At 62.4% G+C, this 16,218-nt stretch carries 16 protein-coding genes; 12 read left to right on the forward strand and 4 right to left on the reverse strand.

Going from position 1 to position 16,218, the window contains the following annotated elements:
- Positions 1 to 136 precede the first annotated feature (136 nt).
- Positions 137 to 1,105, reverse strand: a complete 969-nt coding sequence (locus KFO72_RS37485) for a LysR family transcriptional regulator (RefSeq protein ID WP_054930789.1) — start codon at positions 1,103 to 1,105, stop codon at positions 137 to 139.
- Between the two features lie 149 nt (positions 1,106 to 1,254).
- Between KFO72_RS37485 and rhaM the strand changes: the two genes are divergently transcribed.
- The 6 genes from rhaM to rhaS all read left to right on the forward strand — a co-directional run bounded on the left by rhaM (position 1,255) and on the right by rhaS (position 7,262).
- Positions 1,255 to 1,581 carry an L-rhamnose mutarotase gene (gene rhaM / locus KFO72_RS37490; RefSeq protein ID WP_107201620.1) on the forward strand — a complete coding sequence of 109 codons (327 nt, stop codon included), beginning with the start codon at positions 1,255 to 1,257 and terminating at the stop codon, positions 1,579 to 1,581.
- Positions 1,582 to 1,627: 46 nt separating this feature from the next.
- The gene (locus KFO72_RS37495; RefSeq protein WP_225034197.1) at positions 1,628 to 2,521 is read left to right on the forward strand and encodes an amidohydrolase family protein; all 894 of its coding nucleotides are present in this window, start codon (positions 1,628 to 1,630) and stop codon (positions 2,519 to 2,521) included.
- A gap of 44 nt (positions 2,522 to 2,565) precedes the next feature.
- The gene (locus tag KFO72_RS37500; protein WP_176055331.1) at positions 2,566 to 4,095 is read left to right on the forward strand and encodes a sugar ABC transporter ATP-binding protein; all 1,530 of its coding nucleotides are present in this window, start codon (positions 2,566 to 2,568) and stop codon (positions 4,093 to 4,095) included.
- Entirely contained in the window at positions 4,092 to 5,153 is a 1,062-nt protein-coding gene (locus KFO72_RS37505) for an ABC transporter permease (RefSeq protein WP_225034198.1), read from the forward strand. The genes KFO72_RS37500 and KFO72_RS37505 overlap by 4 nt, the downstream gene beginning before the upstream one ends.
- Positions 5,146 to 6,174: an ABC transporter permease gene (locus KFO72_RS37510; protein WP_225034199.1), complete on the forward strand. Its 1,029-nt coding sequence runs from the start codon at positions 5,146 to 5,148 to the stop codon at positions 6,172 to 6,174. The genes KFO72_RS37505 and KFO72_RS37510 overlap by 8 nt, the downstream gene beginning before the upstream one ends.
- An 80-nt stretch (positions 6,175 to 6,254) precedes the next feature.
- A complete protein-coding gene (rhaS, locus tag KFO72_RS37515; RefSeq protein ID WP_060605732.1) occupies positions 6,255 to 7,262 on the forward strand; it encodes a rhamnose ABC transporter substrate-binding protein in 1,008 nt (335 codons plus the stop codon).
- A 79-nt stretch (positions 7,263 to 7,341) separates the two neighbouring features.
- Here rhaS and KFO72_RS37520 read toward each other — a convergent pair whose 3' ends face one another.
- A complete protein-coding gene (locus KFO72_RS37520; protein WP_225034200.1) occupies positions 7,342 to 8,019 on the reverse strand; it encodes a response regulator transcription factor in 678 nt (225 codons plus the stop codon).
- Between the two features lie 251 nt (positions 8,020 to 8,270).
- Between KFO72_RS37520 and KFO72_RS37525 the strand changes: the two genes are divergently transcribed.
- Positions 8,271 to 8,414 carry a hypothetical protein gene (locus KFO72_RS37525; RefSeq protein WP_225034201.1) on the forward strand — a complete coding sequence of 48 codons (144 nt, stop codon included), beginning with the start codon at positions 8,271 to 8,273 and terminating at the stop codon, positions 8,412 to 8,414.
- A 119-nt stretch (positions 8,415 to 8,533) separates the two neighbouring features.
- Positions 8,534 to 8,770 carry a hypothetical protein gene (locus KFO72_RS37530; protein WP_054930781.1) on the forward strand — a complete coding sequence of 79 codons (237 nt, stop codon included), beginning with the start codon at positions 8,534 to 8,536 and terminating at the stop codon, positions 8,768 to 8,770.
- A gap of 68 nt (positions 8,771 to 8,838) precedes the next feature.
- Here KFO72_RS37530 and KFO72_RS37535 read toward each other — a convergent pair whose 3' ends face one another.
- Positions 8,839 to 9,768, reverse strand: a complete 930-nt coding sequence (locus KFO72_RS37535; RefSeq protein WP_225034202.1) for a dihydrodipicolinate synthase family protein — start codon at positions 9,766 to 9,768, stop codon at positions 8,839 to 8,841.
- A gap of 2 nt (positions 9,769 to 9,770) precedes the next feature.
- Positions 9,771 to 11,483 (reverse strand): IlvD/Edd family dehydratase, encoded by a 1,713-nt coding sequence (locus tag KFO72_RS37540; protein WP_225034203.1) that lies wholly within the window; start codon positions 11,481 to 11,483, stop codon positions 9,771 to 9,773.
- A 452-nt stretch (positions 11,484 to 11,935) separates the two neighbouring features.
- Here KFO72_RS37540 and KFO72_RS37545 point away from each other — a divergent pair, with 452 nt between their 5' ends.
- The 4 genes from KFO72_RS37545 (at position 11,936) to KFO72_RS37560 (ending at position 16,097) form a co-directional block, all read left to right on the forward strand.
- Positions 11,936 to 13,108 (forward strand): quaternary amine ABC transporter ATP-binding protein, encoded by a 1,173-nt coding sequence (locus KFO72_RS37545; protein WP_054930803.1) that lies wholly within the window; start codon positions 11,936 to 11,938, stop codon positions 13,106 to 13,108.
- A complete protein-coding gene (gene choW, locus KFO72_RS37550) occupies positions 13,101 to 14,006 on the forward strand; it encodes a choline ABC transporter permease subunit (RefSeq protein WP_054930779.1) in 906 nt (301 codons plus the stop codon). Before KFO72_RS37545 ends, choW begins: the two co-directional genes overlap by 8 nt.
- A 132-nt stretch (positions 14,007 to 14,138) precedes the next feature.
- On the forward strand, positions 14,139 to 15,116 hold the full coding sequence (locus tag KFO72_RS37555) for a GlxA family transcriptional regulator (protein ID WP_225034204.1): 978 nt from the start codon (positions 14,139 to 14,141) through the stop codon (positions 15,114 to 15,116).
- 39 nt (positions 15,117 to 15,155) lie between these two features.
- Positions 15,156 to 16,097: a choline ABC transporter substrate-binding protein gene (locus KFO72_RS37560; RefSeq protein WP_054930778.1), complete on the forward strand. Its 942-nt coding sequence runs from the start codon at positions 15,156 to 15,158 to the stop codon at positions 16,095 to 16,097.
- The last annotated feature ends 121 nt before the right edge of the window (positions 16,098 to 16,218 follow it).

Raw genomic sequence — 16,218 nt, forward strand, 5'->3', positions numbered from 1 at the left:
GGTGCCGCCCCGCACAGGGGCGACGCGTGAAGCGAGATAACGTATCGCGGATGCCGGCGAAAGCAAAAGCAAAAGGCGGATGCCAGCGAAAACACAAACCAACCCACCCAGCAATCACAGATAACAAAAAAAAACCTCAAACCCCAACCGCCAGGTTATCTTCAACAACAAGTCGCCGCGAATAAACCCGCAACAAATCGACAAACCGCTGCGCAGGCTCAGCCAGAGCCTCTTCTTTCCTGGTAAGGATTCCAAACCCGGCAAGGCTCTTGCCAATCTCCACAGGCAACGCAACGAGCAACTTCCCGCGCACATGATCGCGGACCACAGACTCAGGCAACATCGCCACAGCATCATAATTCTCAAGCAACTGCAGCGTAGCGAATATAGAAGCACACTCGGTAAGATTGGCCGGCGTCCCAAGCCCCTCCCGCGCGAGTTCCTCTTCAAAGAGAACCCGGGCCGGACTGGTAACAGGCTGCGCAACCCAGGGCCACTCCATCAACTCGCGAAGCGAAACAGAAGCCCGCCCAGCCACGGGATGCACAGCCCGCACAACCAGCACCAATGTCTCCCGCGCCAGCGGCTCGAAACTGAAATCGTTATGCTGCAACGGATTCGTCAACCGCCCCAGCGCGAGATCGACTTCGCGGCGATGCAGCAATTGCACCACCTGATCGCTGGTTTCCCCGAGAATGCACACATGCAACAACGGCCGTTCGGTTTTCAGCGCGGCGACAGCCATCGCCAGCAGATCGGGAGCGGCGCCCATGATCGCGCCCACGGTCAGTTGCCCATGCCCGCCCCTGCGCTTCGCGTCCAGGTCTTCGGCAAAACGCGTGAGATCCGCCAGCGCGCGCCGCGCATAGGCAAGCGTGACGACGCCCAGCGGCGTCGGCTGCATGCCGCGCGCGTTGCGTTCGAACAGCAAAAAGCCAAGCGCCTCTTCGATGTCGCCGAGCATGCGGCTCGCGCTGGGCTGCGCGACATTGATGGCATCGGCGGCCTGATGGACGTTGCGCGCGTCGTCGAGCGCGACGAGCAGCGCCAGATGCTTGAACTTGAGCCGGTTGACGAGGGCGACAGTGGCAGCGTTCTGGCTCATGGAGGATCAGCGGTGCGATTCGGTTTGAGTATCGCCCAATCCCAACAACGGATTGAGATGCTATCGACGCCCGAATTATAGTCGCATCAAGACGCTACCTCAGAGAGCGGCAAGAACAAGTGATCAAAGACACTGGAGACAAGCCCGGCATGGAGACAATCGCTTTCCGGATGGTGCTGAACCCCGGCATGCGCGACGAGTACGAGCGCCGGCATCGGACAATCTGGCCGGAACTCGTCGATGCGCTGCACAACGCGGGCGTCCGTGATTACCACATCTTTCTCGACGAAGACACGCACCATCTGTTCGCGATACTGACGCGCAACACCGATCATTCGATGGAGCGTCTGCCCGAGCTCGCCGTGATGCGCAAATGGTGGGATTACATGGCCGACATCATGCAGACGGCGCCCGACCATACGCCGCTCCAGCAAACGCTGGTTCCAGTATTCGAACTGCAGCATCCCTTCCACTGATTCGCGACGCTCGCCGCGCACGCGCGCCGGCGACGAAGGACGCGCCATGAAAGTTGTCGACCCGCACATTCATCTGTGGGACCTGAAGACACATCATTACCCTTGGCTCGCCAACCCGGGCGTGTCGTTCGTCGGCGATGCGCGCGCGCTCAAGCACGACTATCTGATCGCCGATCTGCTGAATGACGCGGGTGACGTCGAGTTGCTCAAGTGCGTGCACGTCGAGGCCAATCACGATCCCAAAGATCCCGTCGAAGAAACACGCTGGCTGCAAGGCGTCGCGGACAATCCCGGTTCGCACGCGATGCCCAACGGCATCGTCGGCGCCGTCGATCTTTCCGCGGATAACGCGGCCGAGGTTCTCGAACAGCATGCCGCATTCGCCAACACGCGCGGCGTGCGGCAAATCCTCAACGTGCATCACGACAAACTTTACGACTACGTAGGCCGCCACTTCATGCGCGACGCGACGTGGCGAGACAACTTCCGGCTGCTGCGCCAGCACGGGATGTCGTTCGACGTGCAGCTTTACCCGTCGCAGATGGAAGACGCGGCTGCGCTCGCAAACACACATCACGATACGCAGTTCATCGTCAATCACACGGGCATGTTCGTCGATCGCAACAGCGTCGCGGGTTATCGCGCTTGGCGCGACGGCATGAAGATGCTCGCGCAATGTCCGAACGTCGCCGTGAAGATCAGCGGTCTGGCGATGTTCGATCATACGTGGACAGTCGAAAGCCTGCGGCCTTACGTGCTCGAAACGATCGATACGTTCGGCGTCGAGCGCGCGATGTTCGCATCGAACTTTCCAGTAGACAGGCTGTTTGGAACGTATGGCGACTTGTGGCGCGCGTATGCATCGATCGTCGGCGGCGCGAGCGATGCGGAAAAAGACGCGCTCTGCGTGCGCAATGCGGAACGCTTCTACCGCATCTGAAGAAGCCTCGAAACACATGCCGTCGCAGCGTGAAGGAGAACAGGGTGGAGCAACACACTGAAAGCGTGCCGCGGCTGGCACTGCGGCACGCCAGCAAAACGTTCGGGCGCGTGCGCGCGCTGTCGGACGGCGAACTGGTGCTGTGGCCCGGCGAAGTGCATGCGCTGCTCGGCGAGAACGGCGCGGGCAAGTCGACGCTCGTGAAGATACTCGCGGGCGTGCATCAGCCGGATACGGGCGAGCTTCGCATCGATGGCGTCGAGCGCCGTTTCGCCACGCCCGCCGAAGCGCGCGACGCGGGACTCGCCGTCATCTATCAGGAACCGACGCTGTTCTTCGATCTGTCGATTGCCGAGAACATCTTCATGGGACGGCAGCCCGTCGATCGCTTCGGCCGCATTCAGCACGATGCAATGCGCCGCGAAGTCGATGGGCTGCTGGCGTCGCTGGGCGTCGATCTGCGCGCGGATCGTCTGGTGCGCGGCCTGTCGATCGCCGACCAGCAAGTCATCGAGATTGCGAAGGCGCTATCGCTGAACGCGAACGTGCTGATCATGGACGAGCCGACGGCGGCGCTGTCGCTGCCCGAAGTCGAGCGGCTCTTCACCATCGTGCGCAAACTGCGCGAGCGCGACGTCGCGATCCTGTTCATTACGCATCGGCTCGATGAGGTGTTTGCGTTGACACAGCATGTCACGATCATGCGCGACGGCGCGAAGGTGTTCGATGCGCCGACGTCGGATATGACGACGGAATCGGTGGTCGCGAAGATGGTAGGACGCGATCTCGAAACGTTCTATCCGAAGGCGGATGTGACGCCCGGCGACGTGCGTCTGTCGGTGCGCAACCTGACGCGTGTCGGCGTGTTCAAGGATGTCTCGTTCGATGTGCGCGCAGGCGAAATCGTCGCGCTCGCGGGCCTGGTCGGCGCGGGCCGCAGCGAAGTGGCGCGCGCGATCTTCGGCATCGACCCGATCGATTCGGGCGAAGTGCAGATCGCCGGCCAGCGTCTGAAGAGGGGCAGTCCCGCCGCGGCCGTGCGCGCCGGCCTTGCGCTCGTGCCGGAAGATCGCCGCCAGCAAGGTCTGGCGCTGGAGCTGAGCATCGCGCGCAATGCGTCGATGACGGTGCTTGGGCGCCTCGTGCGCCACGGCCTGATCTCGACGCGCAGCGAGACGCAACTCGCGACGCGCTGGGGCACGCGGCTGCGCCTGAAGGCAAGCGATCCTTCCGCACCCGTCGGCACGCTGTCAGGCGGCAACCAGCAAAAAGTGGTGCTCGGCAAATGGCTCGCAACGGGCCCGAAAGTGCTGATCATCGACGAACCGACGCGCGGCATCGATGTCGGCGCGAAAGCGGAAGTGTATGGCGCGCTCTCCGAACTCGTGCAGGAAGGCATGGCCGTGTTGATGATATCGAGCGAACTGCCCGAAGTGCTCGGCATGGCGGACCGCGTGCTCGTGATGCACGAAGGCCGCATCAGCGCGGACATCCCGCGCGCCGAGGCGAGCGAGGAGCGCATCATGAGCGCGGCACTCGGGCAATCGGCGGCATTACTGGGGCGCGCAGCATGATCCGGCATTCGACTCATTCACACGCGGCGTCGATCGAACACGCGCCGTTGCAACGCGCGCGCTCCCGTCCGGGCGGCATAGTCGGGACCATCGCGAAGAGCCGCGAGACGACGCTCTTCGTCGTGCTGATCCTGCTGATACTCGGCACGTCGCTGGCGCGCCCGCAGTTCCTGAACCTGCAGAATCTGCGCGACGTGCTGCTCAACGTGTCGATCGTCAGCTTGCTGACAGCGGGCATGACGGTCGTCATCCTGATGCGGCACATCGATCTGTCGATAGGCTCGACGGTCGGCATCAGCGCATACGCCGTCGGCAGTATGTACGTGGCGTTCCCGCAGATGCCCGTGCTGGTGGCACTCGTTGCGGGCGTCGCGATCGGGCTCGTCGCGGGCGGCATCAATGCGCTGCTGATCGCGGTGGGACGCGTGCCGTCGCTGGTGGCGACGCTATCGACGCTCTACATCTTCCGCGGCGCCGATTACGCGTGGGTGCATGGCGGCCAGATCAACGCAACGAGCCTGCCCGAGGCGTACTCGCGTCTCGCGACGGGCACCGTGCTCGGCATCCCGACGCTCGCGCTGATCGCCGCCGCCGTCCTGTTGGTGCTGTCGTTCTATCTGAAGCATTTCCGCGCGGGCCGCGAGCACTACGCGATCGGCTCGAACCCCGAGGCGGCGCGCCTCGCGGGCGTCAACGTCGAGCGGCGGGTGATGTCGGGCTTCCTGCTGTCGGGTGCGATTGCGGGCTTCGCGGGCGCGCTGTGGCTCGCGCGCTTCGGCACCGTCGACGCGAGCACCGCGAAAGGCATCGAACTGCAGGTGGTGGCGGCGGCCGTCGTCGGCAGCGTGGCGATCACGGGCGGCGTCGGCACGATACTCGGCGCAACGCTCGGCGCGCTCGTGCTCGGCGTGATCAGCATCGCGCTCGTCGTGCTGCACGTGTCGCCGTTCTGGGAGCAGGCTATCGAAGGCGCGCTGATCGTCGCTGCCATTGCCGCCGACACGCTGCTGGCCCGCTCCGTCGCCAAACGCATGATGAGGAAACGCGATCATGGCTAAGCCCGATTCCGCACTGCTCACGCGCAAGCGCGAAACACCGCTGCGTTGGGAAACCTTGCTGGTCGTCGTGCTGATCCTGTCGCTCGGGCTGGGGCGCGCGCTGTCGCCCGTTTTCCTGACGGGCGCGAATCTCAGCAACGTGCTCGCCGACCTCACCGAGATCGCGCTGATGGCGTTGCCGATGACGCTGATCATCGTCGCGGCGGAGATCGACCTGTCCGTGGCGTCGGTGCTGGGCGCGTCGAGCGCGCTGATGGGCGTGCTGTGGCACATGGGCCTGCCGATGCCCGTGGTGATCGCGCTCGTGCTGCTGTTCGGCATGATCGCGGGGCTGTTCAACGGGCTCGTGATCGTGAAGCTGAATCTGCCGTCGCTTGCCGTGACGATCGGCACGCTCGCGCTGTTTCGCGGGCTGTCGTATGTGCTGCTCGGCGATCAGGCCGTCGCGGATTTTCCGCCGGGCTACACGGCGTTCGGCATGGACACGCTGTTCGGCACGTTCATTCCGCTGCCGTTCGTGATCGTCATTGTTTGCGCCGTGCTCTTCACCGTGCTGTTGCAGGCAACGGCGTTCGGCCGCAGTCTCTACGCGATCGGCGCGAACTCGACGGCGGCCGCGTTCTCGGGCATCGAGGTCGCGAAAGTAAGGATGCGTCTTTTCATGCTGTCGGGCCTCATGAGCGCGCTCGCAGGCATCGTCTACACGCTGCGCTTCACGAGCGCGCGCGGCGACAACGGCGAAGGCTTCGAACTGTCGGTGATCGCGGCCGTGCTGTTCGGCGGCGTGAGCATCTTCGGCGGACGCGGGTCGATGGTCGGCGTGCTGCTGTCGCTGCTGATCATTGGCGTATTGAAGAACGCCCTCACGCTCGACGACGTCTCCAGCGAAACGCTGACCATCGTGACGGGCGCACTCCTGCTCGCATCGGTACTGATTCCGAACCTCGTCGCGCGCTGGCGCGCGATGCGCGACCGCAAGCTGATCGCCGCTCAGTCGTTGACGAAGCCGGCTGCGCCGTAAGCCAGGTCGAACCGCCGTACATGATGCCGTTTAATTCAACCGGGCGCCAAAAAGTCCGATCCACCACCAGGAGACAACAGATGAACAAACCACTGCGTCACGCGGGAGCGATGATGCTCTGCGCGGCCTTGCTGGGCGTGAGCGTCGCCGCGTCCGCAGCAGGCATCAAGCCGGATCTGAAGATCGCGTTCGTGCCCAAGCAGATCAACAACCCGTACGAAGTGATCGCCGACGACGGCGGCATGGCCGCGATCAAGGAGTTCAAGGGGCAGGGCAAGGTGGTGGGGCCGTCGGACGCGGGCGCGTCGTCGCAGGTGTCGTACATCAATACGCTGACCACGCAGCGTCAGGACGCCATCGTCATCGCGGCGAACGACGCGAATGCGCTCGTGCCGTATCTGAAGAAGGCGATGTCGCAAGGCATCAAGGTCGTGACGTTCGATTCCGACACGGCGCCCGATGGCCGTCAGCTGTTCGTGAATCAGGCCAACGCGGAGAGCATCGGGCGCGGGCAGATTCAGCTTGTGTCGAAGCTGATGGGCGGCGAGGGCGAGTTCGCGATTCTGTCGGCCACGCCCAACGCGACGAACCAGAATACGTGGATCAAGTGGATGCAGGAAGAACTGAAGAAGCCCGAGTATTCGAAGCTGAAGCTCGTGAAGATCGCGTACGGCAACGACGATGACCAGAAGTCGTTCGTCGAGACACAAGGGCTTTTGCAGGCGTATCCGAACCTGAAGGCTATCGTGGCGCCCACATCCGTCGGCATTGCGGCGGCGGCGCGCTATATCTCGACGTCGTCGAGCAAAGGAAAGGTTGTGGTGACGGGGCTCGGCACGCCTAACCAGATGCGCGCGTTCGTGAAGAACGGCACCGTGAAAGCGTTCCAGTTGTGGGACCCGGGCCAGTTGGGCTATCTCGCGGCGTACGCGGCTGCAAGTCTCGCGTCGGGCGCGATCACGGGCAAGGAAGGCGAATCGTTCGACGCGGGCAAACTGGGCAAGCGCACCATCGGCGCGCAAGGCGAAATCATTCTTGGACCGCCGACCACCTTCGACGCAAGCAATATCGATAACTTCAACTTCTGAGGCTCATCCCGTCCCTTGCTGGAAGCGGGCCGCTCGCGCGACGCGAGCGGCTTTGTTCAATGCGAACGGAGACCGCGCATCAGATCAGGCCATTGAGCTGCGAGTACTTGACGAGATCGGCATTCGTCGCCAGCTGCAGTTTCTTCATTGCGGTGCTTTTTTGCGTCGCGACGGTCGAGACCGACCGGTTCACCTGTCGCGCGATTTCGGTCAACGACGCGCCGGAAGCAAACAGCCGGATCACATCCATTTCCTTTTTCGTCAGGATAGGCTTGCCGCTGTCCTTTTCATTGCCCTGAGGGCGATGATGACGAAGCCGCGCACGGATATTCGCCGAGAAATAAGGCCGGCGATGCTGCATCACTTCGTGCGCGGCGATGCGGAATTCGTCGACGCCCTCGCGCTTGTCGACGATGCCCGCGACACCTGAACGGGATACGCGGATCAGTACGTCATCGTTGGCAAGCATGGTGAAGACGACCACGGGAATGTCGGGGTGGCGCTTGCGCAGCCGCGCAATGAGCGCGAGCCCGTCGATGTCGTTGCGCGCGGTCCCCATTGTCAGGTCCGTGATGATCAGATCCCAGTTGCCATCGGACAGCACCTGCAGCAGTTCGTTGCCCGATCTGGCGGCGGCATCGACGTTATAGCCTGGCATGCTGGACAACGCGTTGATGACAGCGTGCCGGATAACGGGGTGGTCGTCTGCAATGGCAATCCGGAAATCGCGAGCGGCATCGATACGAGTGGCATTCATGATGGGAAAGCTGGACAACGTCGGTGGAACGTCCAATGGACTTCGGAACGTGGCGGCGCGATGCACGCCATTTCTGGCTGGACGCGGGCTTTTTCCTGGGCGCTGAAGGAAAAATGAACAGAAGACGTAAGGTTAGCGAACAGCGCAACCGCTGAGTGGGGTTTTGCAGCAATACTGACGAATTTCGAAAAAATCCGACGCAATAGGCGTGCACGATTTGCAACACTTCTTCGCTTCGCAGACGCAATCGAATGGCCGATCCCGTTCGACCGGCGATGCTTTTTTTTTTAAAAAGCGATGCATTTGCGCGCCAGGATTTCAGGCGGCTAAGCGGCAATAAAAAGGTCGTCATTGATGGCGGAATGGCAGTTCGTGTAAAGAACTGTCAAGGATGACGATTGCCGCGAGAAATGCGTCAACGCTTCATGACCCGGCGCGTTTAGAGCGATGACCCAATCAGGTCAGACGGCCAGCGAGCCGTCAGTCAACAACCCAAGGTTTGAGGATTCAAGCAATGAACAAGCACATCATCGCCGCCGCTCTGGCAGGTCTGTTCTCGATCGCTGCATTCGCGCAGGCATCGGCTCCCGCAGCAACGGCTGCCGCAGCAACGGAAGCAGCGCCGGCAGCAGCATCGGCACCCGCTGCCAAGCACCACGCGAAGAAGCACCACCACGCGAAGAAGCACGCACACAAGAAGGCAGCGCCCGCAAAGGCAGCCAGCGACGAAGCAGCATCGGCAGCACAGTAAGGCTTAGCGCTCCACGCTGATGCCGAAGGAGGAAGCGCGGTCACGAGACCGCCTTCCTCTTTTTTGCTTCAACGGGCCGTGTTGCGCCGATCCGCAAACGGACCGAGCGCCGCCGCAAAGCGGCGCGCACATGACAGACCGAATGCAGTCGGACGCATGCCCCGGTCGTGCGCGACATCGAAGCCCATGCGCCACGCTGCGATCCGTTTGCCGTAACAGGTCAATGCATCGAGCGATTGCATCACGAAGACGATGGACGGCAGGATGCGTTCGTAGAGCGCTTGCGCGTTAGCCTGATCGTCCTCCATGAAAGCGCGGTAAATCGCCGCTTGCCAGTCGAACGAATCAGGCGCGACGATCAGGCCCGCGCATCCGGCGCGCAGATTGTCGATCAATTCCTGGCCTCCGCGCCCATTGAAAACGGGCAACGGACTGCCTTGTTCGCGCAGTTGTTCGATCGTCGATTGAATGATCGTGGCGGGGCCTTCGCCCTTGAGCCACTGAAACTGCCCGCATTGCGCGGCAAGCGCGACCAGCGATTCAACCGTGAGTCCGACGCCCAGATATTCCGGCGCATTCTGGATGCCGACGGGCACGCGCACGCGCTGCATGACGTCGGCGAAAAAATCGAAGTAGAACGATTCGGGCTTGCCGCGCACGGATGGCGGTTGCAGGATCAGCGACGACGCACCGTGATCCGCTGCGTAATCCGCCAATGCGAGTTGCGCGTCCGGCGTGTCGCCCGTGATCGTGACGGCGAACGGCACGCGTGCCGCAATGCGCGCGCCCGTCCATTCGATAAAGCGCTGCTTCTCTTCGAGCGACAAACGGTGCGCTTCCGTCGCGAGACCGAGAATCACGATGCCGCCCGCGCCCGCCTCGATCGTCGCGTCGATCTGCGTGTGGATCGCTTGACGGTCGAGCGTGTCGTTCGCGTCGAAGCAGGCGTAGAGCACGGGCCACATGCCGCGTGGCGAGAACGGGGCGGGGCGCGTCATGATCAATGCGAATCGCGCGGCACGGGCGCGCCGCTCGCGCCCACCAGGAAGTCGAGATCGGCGCCCTGGTCGGCCTGCAACACATGCTCGACGTAAAGACGGTAATAGCCGCGCGCGGGCAGTTCAGGCGCGCGCCAGGCGGCGCGGCGCCGTTCCAGTTCGTCGTCGGATACGTCCAGATGCAGGCGCCGCGCGGCGACGTCGAGTTCGATCATGTCGCCTGTCTGCACGAGCGCAAGCGGTCCGCCCGCCGCCGCTTCGGGCGATACGTGCAGCACTACGGCGCCATATGCCGTGCCGCTCATGCGGCCATCGGAAACGCGGACCATGTCGGTGATGCCTTTTTGCAGGACCTTTTTCGGCAGCGGCATGTTGCCGACCTCGGCGAAACCGGGATAGCCCTTCGGCCCCGCGCCCTTGAGCACCATCACGCAATGCTCGTCGATATCGAGCGATTCGTCGTCGACCTTCGCGTGCAGTTCTTCGACGTTCTCGAACACCACCGCGCGCCCGCGATGCTTCAACAACGAGGCCGTCGCCGCCGACGGCTTGATGACCGCGCCATCCGGCGCGAGGTTGCCGCGCAGCACGGCGATGCCCGCGTGCGGCTTGAACGGCTCGGCGAACGTGGTGATCACCTTCTGATCGTAGTTGGGCGCATCGCAGACGTTGTCCCACAGGGTCTTGCCGTTGACGGTCAACGCGTCGCGATGCAGCAGTCCTTGTTCACCCAGTTGCCGCAGCACGGCGGGCAAGCCGCCCGCGTAGTAGAAATCTTCCATCAGGTACTCGCCCGAGGGCTGCAGGTTCACGAGGCACGGCACATCCGAGCCGAGTTCCCAGTCGTCGAGTGCGAGATCGACGCCGATGCGCCGCGCAAGCGCAATCAGATGCACGACGGCATTCGTCGATCCGCCGATCGCGGCGTTCGTGCGGATCGCGTTTTCGAAGGCCTCGCGCGTGAGGATCTTGTCCATCGTCAGATCGTCGCGGACCATCTCGACGATGCGCCGTCCGGCCAGATGCGCGAGCACCTGGCGGCGCGCATCGACAGCGGGAATCGCCGCGTTGTGCGGCAGGCCGATGCCGAGCGATTCGACCATCGACGCCATCGTCGATGCCGTGCCCATCGTCATGCAATGCCCGCGCGAGCGGTTCATGCACGATTCGGCATCGATGAATTCCTGCTGGCTCATCGTGCCCGCGCGCACTTCCTCGGACATTTGCCACACGCCCGTGCCCGAGCCGATCGTGCGGCCGCGAAAGCGGCCATTGAGCATCGGGCCGCCCGACACCGCGAGTGCGGGCAGGTTGCACGAGGCCGCGCCCATCAGCAGCGCGGGCGTGGTCTTGTCGCAGCCGACCAGCAGGATCACGCCGTCGAGCGGATTGCCGCGTATCGACTCCTCGACATCCATCGAAGCCAGATTGCGAAACAGCATCGCCGTGGGCCGCAGATTCGATTCGCCGAGCGACATCACGGGGAATTCGAGCGGCAGGCCGCCCGCCTCGCGCACGCCGCGCTTCACGTACTCGGCAAGCTCGCGGAAGTGCGCGTTGCAGGGCGTCAGCTCCGACCATGTATTGCAGATGCCGACCACCGGGCGGCCGTCGAATGCATCGTGCGGGATGCCCTGGTTTTTCATCCACGAACGATGGATGAAGCCGTCCTTGTCGTTACGGCCGAACCAGCTTTGCGAGCGGAGTTTGCGCATGGGGTCTCCTGTCCTGGCTTCGTTTTTCGTAATTCGTACCTCGGTGCTGATCAGCTTAGCCGATTCGCCGCGCGAGATGGCATTCGCCGAAAGCGTGCGAGGCTTGCGACGCGGCGCCGTTGCAGCGCAACAGAAGCGATCGCACAACGAGCGTGCGCGGCATGGCAGGGAGAACCCTTGCTGGCCCATGCGGCGACGCGCTCGCGGGCGTGATTCGCTGCACGCGGACCTTCCAATAAGCGACACGCGCATTCGCTCATCACGCACTGCAGCATCCTCGCAAACCCTTGCTGCACAAGGGCTGCACGCATCCGCTAACGCCCGTTCGCTTTTCCTCGTGTCGCATTTGCGCAAGGGTTTGTCGCAATTAGTCGGCTAGGCGGGGTTTTTTCTGGCAACTATGTAGTCACACATGTGCAGGCCGGCGCCTGCACCACGAGGAGATGGACTCGATGAAATCCCCAAAGGTCGTGGTCGAAGGATTATGTAAGGTTTTCGGGCCTAACCCGAAGTTGGCGCAGGACATGCTCTCGCGAGGCGCGTCGAAGGACGAGGTATTCGCCAGGACGGGGCATGTGGTGGGCGTCCACAACGTTTCCTTTGACGTGCAGGAAGGCGAGATTTTCGTGCTGATGGGCTTGTCCGGCTCCGGCAAGTCCACGCTGATCCGTCTTATCAACCGGCTCGTCGAACCGACGGCCGGCAAGGTCATTATCGATGGCCGCGACGTCGCCGCCATCAAGCGCTCGGAGTTGATCTCGCTGCGCCGCACCGACATGAGCATGGTGTTCCAGTCGTTCGCGCTGATGCCGCAACGCACGGTGCTGTCGAATGCGGCGTTCGGCCTCGAAGTCGGAGGCATGGGCCGCAAGCAGCGCGAGAAACGTGCCCTCGAAGTGCTCGAACAGGTGGGCCTCGCGACCTTCGCGGGTAAGCTGCCTTCCGAGCTGTCGGGCGGCATGCAGCAGCGGGTGGGGCTGGCGCGCGCGCTGGCAGTGAACCCGTCGCTGATGATCATGGACGAAGCGTTCTCGGCGCTCGACCCGCTCAAGCGCAAGGAAATGCAGAACGTGCTGCTGGAGTTGCAGAAGAACCAGCGGCGCACCATTCTTTTCGTGTCCCACGATCTGGAAGAGGCGCTGCGTATCGGCACCCGTATCGCGATCATGGAAGGCGGGCGCGTCGTGCAGATCGGCACGCCGCAGGACATCATCGCGAACCCGGCGGACGACTACGTGCGCGCGTTCTTCGAAGGCGTCGATACCAGCCGCTATCTGACGGCGGGCGATCTGATGCAGGCGAACGGCGTGCCGCTGGTCCGCAATCTCGATCAGACGAGCGTTGCCGAGTCGCTGAACGGCAGCGCCGAGTACGCGTTCGTGCTGGATGCCGAGCGCCGCATTCGCGGCTTCGTCACACGCGATGCGATCGGCAATGCGTCGCCGTCGCTCAACAAGGTCGAATGCATTTCGCGCGGCGCGCCGCTCGAACATGTCGTGTCGCGCGTGTGCGCGAGCACGACGGCTCTGCCCGTGGTCGACGACGAGGACCGCTATTGCGGTTCCGTCGATCAGGCCGCGGTCCTGAAGGTCATTACGCGTAACAGAGGTGGCGCCCATGTCTGAGATGATTCCACTCGGCCGTTGGGTCGACCAGTCCGTTCACTATCTGCTCGATCACGATGCGAGCACGTTCGATTCGATCGGCAAGGCGATCGAGAGCTTTGCCGCGATGATCGAGCATGGCCTGCAGGCCATTCCGATGTGGGCGCTGATGGCGTTCTTCATTGCGATCGGTTTGTGGCGCGTGGGCTGGCGCTTTGCCATTTTCGCTACTGCCTCGCTATTGCTGATTTACGCAACCGGCTTCTGGGACCAGACGGTCATCACGCTGGGTCTCACGCTGTCATCGACGCTGATCAGCCTCGTATTCGGCATTCCGCTCGGCATCTGGACCGCGAAGAACAAGCATGTGCAGATGATCGTGCGGCCGATTCTCGACCTGATGCAGACGATGCCCGCCTTCGTCTACCTGATTCCCGCTGCGATGTTGTTCGGTCTTGGGCGCGTGCCGGGGATTCTGTCCACCGTGATCTTCGCGATGCCGCCCGCCGTGCGTCTGACGAGTCTCGGCATCAAGCACGTGAATCGCGAGATCGTCGAAGCGGGGCAGGCCTTCGGCTGCACGCCGTGGCAGCTGCTGTACAAGGTGCAATTCCCGAACGCCTTGCCGTCGATCATGCAGGGCGTGAACCAGACCATCATGATGGCGCTGTCGATGGTGATCATTGCGTCGATGGTGGGCGCGGGCGGTCTCGGCAACGATGTGCTCGCGAGTATTCAGCGCCTCGATATCGGCTTGGGTTTCGAAAGCGGTTTGTCCGTCGTGTTGCTGGCGATCATTCTGGACCGTATTACCGAGAGCTTCGGCCGCTCTCCCGGCTCGGCTACCGCGCCGCGCTTTGCGGGTCTGCGCAATGTGATGCGCGTACGCCGCGAGCAGCCGGCTGTCGCGCAAAGCTAGGTCTCTGTCGTTTTCACTCAGGCGCCGGATTTTCGGCGCGTCTGCAATAGAACCAATAGTGGTCGTCCCGCGAGAGCCTTTGGCTTTCGCGGTGGCCAAACACATTCTTCTTTGTGCATCACGGAGCGCGACGTGACGTCTATCAGGGCTGAAGCGCCGTTGTCGAATCTTGCGCATGTGGGCTTTCTGACTTTGCCCAGTTTTTCGATGATCGCGTTCACGAGCGCGGTCGAGGTGCTGCGAATGGCGAATTATGTTTCGCGTGCGCAGCACTATCGCTGGTCTGTGATCACGACGGACGGCGTGCCTGTGCGGGCGAGCAACGGCCTGACCGTCAAGCCGACGCGCACGCTGGAAGAGGCGGGCATGCCGGATGTGCTGATCGTGTGCGGCGGCACGCAGATACGCAATGCCGTCGATGCCAACGTGAAGACGCTGCTCGCGGATGCCGCATCGCAAGGCGTGCCGTTGGGCGGCATTTGCACGGGCGCTTATGCCTTGATGGCGGCGGGGCTGCTCGACGGTTATCGCTGCTCCGTGCATTGGGAGGACCTGTCGGCGCTGCACAAGGACTATCCGCATGTGCAATTCGCCGACGAGCTGTTCGTGATCGATCGCGATCGGCTGACGTGCACGGGCGGCACTGCGCCGCTCGATCTGATGCTCGATCTCGTCAGTTCACGCTTTGGGCAGAACCTTGCGGCGCAGGTGTCCGAGCAGTTCATTCTGGAGCGCATCCGCAGCGCGAGCGATCCGCAGCCGATCCCTGTCGATGCGCGGGTCGGGTTCTCGCGTGCCGAACTGATCGAAGTGGTGCGGTTGATGGAAGCGAATATCGAAGAGCCTTTGTCGCTCGAAGAACTCGCGCGGCTCGTGCAATTGTCGCAGCGCCATTTACAGCGGATGTTCAAGGTTTATCTGAGCGTGTCGCCGACGCATTACTACCTGTCGTTGCGTTTGCGGCGCGCGCGCGATCTGCTGCGCACGACGGATGCATCGATTTCGCGCGTGACGGCTGTGTGCGGATTTCATTCGCCGTGTCATTTCAGCAAGGCGTATCGCGCGCAGTTCGGCCATGCGCCGAGCGTCGAGCGCCGCCACGCGAACTAGCGCGTCGAGTTGCCAACAAATCATACTGAGGAGAATCTGATGAAACGCAAGCTGATGATGGTGGCCGCGCTGTGCGCGACGGCTGCCGCGACCGCGCATGCCGCCGACCCTGCCGTGTGCCGCAACGTCCGGTTCGCTGATGTTGGCTGGACCGACATTGCCGCGACGACGGGGCTGGCATCGACGCTCTTCCAGGGGCTCGGCTATAACCCGACGAAGACGATTGCGTCCGTGCCGATTACGTTTGCGGGTATCAAGAGCAAGCAGATCGACGTGTTCCTCGGGTATTGGGCGCCGACGATGGACCCGATCATCCAGCCGTTCGTGAAGTCCGGCACGATCAAGGTGCTGGCGACGCCGAACCTGACGGGCGCGAAGTATACGCTTGCGGTGCCGGATTATGTGTACAACGGCGGGCTGAAGAACTTCAGCGATATTGCGAAGTATGCGGACAAGCTCGATGGAAAGATTTATGGCATCGAGCCGGGGAATGACGGCAATGCGTTGATCAAGAAGATGATCGATGGGAATCAGTTCGGGCTTGGCAAGTTCAAGCTGGTCGAGTCGAGCGAGGCGGGCATGCTGGTGGAAGTGAACCGTGCGGTTCGAGACAAGAAGTGGATTGTGTTTCTCGGCTGGGAGCCGCATCCGATGAACGTGCAGATGAAGATCGATTATCTGTCTGGCGGGGATGATGTGTTCGGGCCTAATTATGGCGAGGCTAAGGTGTTTACGGCTACGCCGCCGGATTACGCTGCGCGGTGTCCGAATGCGGCGAAGTTGGTGTCGAACTTGCAGTTCACGACGGCTATCGAGAATCATGTGATGGTGCCTATCATGAATAAGGAAGATGCTAATAAGGCTGCGCTTGCCTGGTTGAAGGCTAATCCGCAGGCTTTGGATAAGTGGCTTTCTGGGGTGCAGACTTTTGATGGGAAGGATGGTCTGCCAGCTGTTAAGGCTTATATTGCTGCGCATTGAAGTGGGTTGGGTTTGGTTTGGTTTGGTTTGGATTGCCTGGGTTTGCGCTGGCATCCGCGATTTGGCTTTGCGCTGGCATCCGCGTTACGTTAGCTCGCTTCAAGCGTCGCCCCTGTGCGGG

Origin of the sequence: Paraburkholderia sp. XV, assembly GCF_020177535.1 — a bacterium.
In the GTDB taxonomy this organism is placed as follows: Bacteria; Pseudomonadota; Gammaproteobacteria; order Burkholderiales; family Burkholderiaceae; genus Paraburkholderia; species Paraburkholderia caribensis.

Excerpts from the sequence above, each read along its gene's own strand:
- KFO72_RS37485 (WP_054930789.1), bottom strand. The coding sequence starts at position 1,105 with ATGAGCCAGAACGCTGCCACTGTCGCCCTCGTCAACCGGCTCAAGTTC.
- rhaM (WP_107201620.1), top strand. The coding sequence starts at position 1,255 with ATGGAGACAATCGCTTTCCGGATGGTGCTGAACCCCGGCATGCGCGAC.
- KFO72_RS37495 (WP_225034197.1), top strand. The coding sequence starts at position 1,628 with ATGAAAGTTGTCGACCCGCACATTCATCTGTGGGACCTGAAGACACAT.
- KFO72_RS37505 (WP_225034198.1), top strand. The coding sequence starts at position 4,092 with ATGATCCGGCATTCGACTCATTCACACGCGGCGTCGATCGAACACGCG.
- KFO72_RS37510 (WP_225034199.1), top strand. The coding sequence starts at position 5,146 with ATGGCTAAGCCCGATTCCGCACTGCTCACGCGCAAGCGCGAAACACCG.
- rhaS (WP_060605732.1), top strand. The coding sequence starts at position 6,255 with ATGAACAAACCACTGCGTCACGCGGGAGCGATGATGCTCTGCGCGGCC.
- KFO72_RS37520 (WP_225034200.1), bottom strand. The coding sequence starts at position 8,019 with ATGAATGCCACTCGTATCGATGCCGCTCGCGATTTCCGGATTGCCATT.
- KFO72_RS37525 (WP_225034201.1), top strand. The coding sequence starts at position 8,271 with ATGGCCGATCCCGTTCGACCGGCGATGCTTTTTTTTTTAAAAAGCGAT.
- KFO72_RS37530 (WP_054930781.1), top strand. The coding sequence starts at position 8,534 with ATGAACAAGCACATCATCGCCGCCGCTCTGGCAGGTCTGTTCTCGATC.
- KFO72_RS37535 (WP_225034202.1), bottom strand. The coding sequence starts at position 9,768 with ATGACGCGCCCCGCCCCGTTCTCGCCACGCGGCATGTGGCCCGTGCTC.
- KFO72_RS37540 (WP_225034203.1), bottom strand. The coding sequence starts at position 11,483 with ATGCGCAAACTCCGCTCGCAAAGCTGGTTCGGCCGTAACGACAAGGAC.
- KFO72_RS37545 (WP_054930803.1), top strand. The coding sequence starts at position 11,936 with ATGAAATCCCCAAAGGTCGTGGTCGAAGGATTATGTAAGGTTTTCGGG.
- choW (WP_054930779.1), top strand. The coding sequence starts at position 13,101 with ATGTCTGAGATGATTCCACTCGGCCGTTGGGTCGACCAGTCCGTTCAC.
- KFO72_RS37560 (WP_054930778.1), top strand. The coding sequence starts at position 15,156 with ATGAAACGCAAGCTGATGATGGTGGCCGCGCTGTGCGCGACGGCTGCC.